We start from the raw sequence: 3,467 nt of genomic DNA on the forward strand, positions 1-3,467 counted from the left end.
CACTTGGGACGAGCTCATCAATGGAGACAAACTCTAGAGTCGATTGGGTTTGGGGGCGTTCTTTAAGCATAAGGCTATTATAAAAAGTCCCCGTACGAAGGCGAGGACTTTATCAGCAGTCTGAAATACCTTGGGTATTCTCAAGTTGCTTGAAGTAAGTCACCGGAACCCGATGTAACTCCTCAATTAACATCAATACCCAAGCAACTTTCTGGGCCTGCTTTGACGAGAGAGAATCGAGAAAAGCCTCGACCGGACAAGTATCATCTTGCTTTCGATAAAATGAATAGACACCGCCATAAATGTTTACATCCATGTTAACAATGGAAGTTAGATTAATGTCACAATCCAAAAAAATCAAGGCAACTTAATGGCAATAAGACCATCCTCAGTAAAATAGATATTGACTTTCGATTGTTCTATATATAAAACGTTCTTTATATAGAACGCTTATTTACCGTAAACATAGCATTCAAGTGCGGGCTTTCACATCATGGAAAAACCCAACCTAGATACTCTGGGTCGCAACCTGAAGCAGTTGCGTATGGCGAGAGGTTTGTCCCTATCGCAACTTGCGAACGATGCCGGAATTGCGAAGTCGAACCTTTCCCGTATTGAACAGGGAGATGGAAACCCCACCCTCGAAACCATCTGGAGACTGGCTGTTCAGCTCAACGTCCCTTTTGGCGATCTGATTGCCAGGATTCAAGCCCCATTAGGAGAAGACGGCATCCAAGTAAGATTAATTGATCAAGGTACGGATAACCCATGGGTAGATGTGTACTGGATGTCTTGCGCCCCGAATACGTGCAAACGTTCACAGGCCCACAACACTGGGACGGTAGAGTCAATTACACTGATTAGTGGTGAGCTTCATGCAGGAGTAGAAACCGCATTACGATCTATGAGCGCCGGAGATACCCATACCTTCCCCGCTGATCAGCCCCATTGTTATCAAACTGCCGATCGATGGGCGACCCTAGTAATGATCATCACCTACCCAAAGCAGGAGCCACTATGACCAGCACAACAGCATGGGATTCCCCTTGGCAACAGGGCTTAAAAGATGCCATGCCCCTTTTAGGCGGCTATATCCCAGTCGCCATTTCCTTCGGCTTGATTTCATTGCAAGCGGGGTTCAATGTGTGGGAAACCATCTTGATCTCCACGGTTATCTACGCTGGTTCGTCTCAATTCCTGTTTGTCGCTATGGTCGCCAGTGGCGCCCCCTTGTGGTTTGTGGTCATTATGACGCTACTGATTAACGCCCGCCATGTGGTGTACGGCCCCAATATCGCCCAATTCCTAGATGGAGATAAACGCTGGCTCGGGTTAATGCACGGTTTAACCGATCAAATTTTTGCGCTGGCGCACACTCGGCTACCACAAATGCCCAGCGAAGCACGCATGGGATGGTACACAGCAGCGGCTACATTGGCTTGGTTTAGTTGGATTGGTGGCACCGCCCTTGGCGCCTTTGCCGGTGGCGAGTTGACGAGCCGCTGGCCAGTTATTGGGGAAGTCTTGCCCTTCGCCTTACCAGCACTCTTTTTTGTATTGGTTATTCCCCGTTGCAACAATCTGCTTTGGACAGTTACCCTCGGAACCGCCGCTGTCTTAGCGCTGGTAATCAAACTGATCGGCTACCCAAATGGCGCGATTCCCCTTGCGGCGCTCTGCGGTGCCGCTGTGTTTTACGCCCTGAAAGACAGACCTGTACCAAAAGGAGACGCTCAATGAATGGCGAATTATGGATCGCGATGCTCGCCATCGCTGCCGGCACTTACCTGTTGCGCCTTGTGCCCTACGTCTGGATGCGGAACAAACTCGCTCGACAGGCAGTTTCCGGTGCTCAACCGTCCATGCCGACTTGGCTGACCATCCTTGGCCCCACCATGATCGCCGCCCTCTTCGGTATATCCCTCGCCCCGGTGACTAACAGCACTACCGCCTGGGTCGCTACTGCAGCGGGAATCACCGCAACTTATCTTACATGGCGCAAAACCCGTTCCATGGGCATTCCCATCTTGGTGGGCGTAGTGATGTTTGGAGTGGTGTTGAATGGGATACCTTAACCACAACTAGAATGCTCGAATTTCATCATTAGCCTTCTTCTATTGGCATTACATTAGTTCTTTATTGCTGATAATGATTTAGGCGCTCCGTCGTCCACCACAGGATCAAAGCGAAGAAAAACAGCAGGTAAGGAAATGCTGCAAAAGAGACTGATTTCAACACGATTCCCATCGTCGGCGGCACGATTGTATTGCCAACGTAAGCCGTGGCCATGGACACACTGATGATGGCTTGGGATGCCCGCTTGCCAAATCGAGCTGGGGTTAAATGTAGCGTGTTTGGAAACACCGGCGCACAACCCAAACCAATTAACAATAAACCGAGATTTGGCAATAAGCCGCCGATAGGAAGTAGCAACAATCCTGCACCGGCCAGGATCAACAGGGCTCCGACACGAATCATACCAGCTTCATTAAATCGATCTGCAATCGCGCCACACAAAAAGCGCCCAGCAGTGATTCCACCGTAATAGATCGCGACCCATAGGGCGGCCACATCGGTCAAAGCCCCCTTCTCCACAATCAAGAAACTGGCAGCCCAAAGTCCTGCACCCAGTTCAATGGCGCAGTAACAAAAGAACATCAGCATCTGGATTTTCACCCCAGCGATGGATAAAACGGCACGATTACCAAGGGGCGATGTGGATGCATCATCCTCATCCACGGTTGCATCAAGGGCTTTCTTCCAAAGTGGTAGCGATGCAAATAGCGCCACGACCAAGGCGAATTGAATCCCACCAAGCACCTGATAGCCATCGCGCCAGCCTTCTTGGATCAAAAGATAATTAGCCATGAGCAAAGGACCAGACGTTGCCCCAACACCCCAGAATGAATGCAAATAATTCATGTGCTTGGATTGATAGTGGGTCGCCACAAAGTTATTTAGTGCGGAATCCACAGCTCCGGCACCTAACCCTAATGGCAGGGAGAGTAACATCAACCCGATCAATCCTTGGCTCATAGAAAAGCCCACGAGCGCCATTGCCGTCAACGCGACACTCGCAGCCACCACCACTCCAACACCAAACCGCTTAATCAGCGTTACCGTCAACAAACTTGATAGTACCGTGCCGACACTAACCAACAAAGCCACGGCACCAGCGTACTCGATGCCAACGGCGAGGTCTTGATGCATCATCGGCCAGGATGCTCCCAACACAGCATCCGGCAAACCAAGGCTAATAAACGCAAAATAGATGATGACCAACAGTAACAACATAACTACACTCACTTGATAGAATACTAAAACAATACTCAATTTTATTGAGTCAGACTGCTGATAAAGTCCTCGCCTTCGTACGGGGACTTTTTATAATAGCCTTATGCTTAAAGAACGCCCCCAAACCCAATCGACTCTAGAGTTTGTCTCCATTGATGAGCTCGTCCCAAGTG

4 protein-coding genes are annotated in these 3,467 nt (G+C 49.6%); 3 read left to right on the forward strand and 1 reads right to left on the reverse strand.

Going from position 1 to position 3,467, the window contains the following annotated elements; translation table 11 throughout:
* The first annotated feature begins 493 nt into the window (after positions 1-493).
* Genes FJM67_RS17020 through FJM67_RS17030 form a run of 3 tightly spaced genes read left to right on the forward strand, consistent with a single transcriptional unit; the run spans position 494 to position 2,075 of the window.
* The gene (locus tag FJM67_RS17020; RefSeq protein WP_140591875.1) at positions 494-1,021 is read left to right on the forward strand and encodes a helix-turn-helix domain-containing protein; all 528 of its coding nucleotides are present in this window, start codon (positions 494-496) and stop codon (positions 1,019-1,021) included.
* Positions 1,018-1,740 (forward strand): AzlC family ABC transporter permease, encoded by a 723-nt coding sequence (locus FJM67_RS17025; protein ID WP_140591877.1) that lies wholly within the window; start codon positions 1,018-1,020, stop codon positions 1,738-1,740. Before FJM67_RS17020 ends, FJM67_RS17025 begins: the two co-directional genes overlap by 4 nt.
* Positions 1,737-2,075: an AzlD domain-containing protein gene (locus tag FJM67_RS17030; protein WP_140591879.1), complete on the forward strand. Its 339-nt coding sequence runs from the start codon at positions 1,737-1,739 to the stop codon at positions 2,073-2,075. The genes FJM67_RS17025 and FJM67_RS17030 overlap by 4 nt, the downstream gene beginning before the upstream one ends.
* A 61-nt stretch (positions 2,076-2,136) precedes the next feature.
* Here FJM67_RS17030 and FJM67_RS17035 read toward each other — a convergent pair whose 3' ends face one another.
* On the reverse strand, positions 2,137-3,294 hold the full coding sequence (locus tag FJM67_RS17035) for an MFS transporter (RefSeq protein WP_140591881.1): 1,158 nt from the start codon (positions 3,292-3,294) through the stop codon (positions 2,137-2,139).
* Positions 3,295-3,467: the final 173 nt, after the last annotated feature.

The sequence above is a fragment of the Maribrevibacterium harenarium genome, assembly GCF_006385675.1.
Classification (GTDB): Bacteria; Pseudomonadota; Gammaproteobacteria; order Pseudomonadales; family Marinomonadaceae; genus Marinomonas; species Marinomonas harenarium.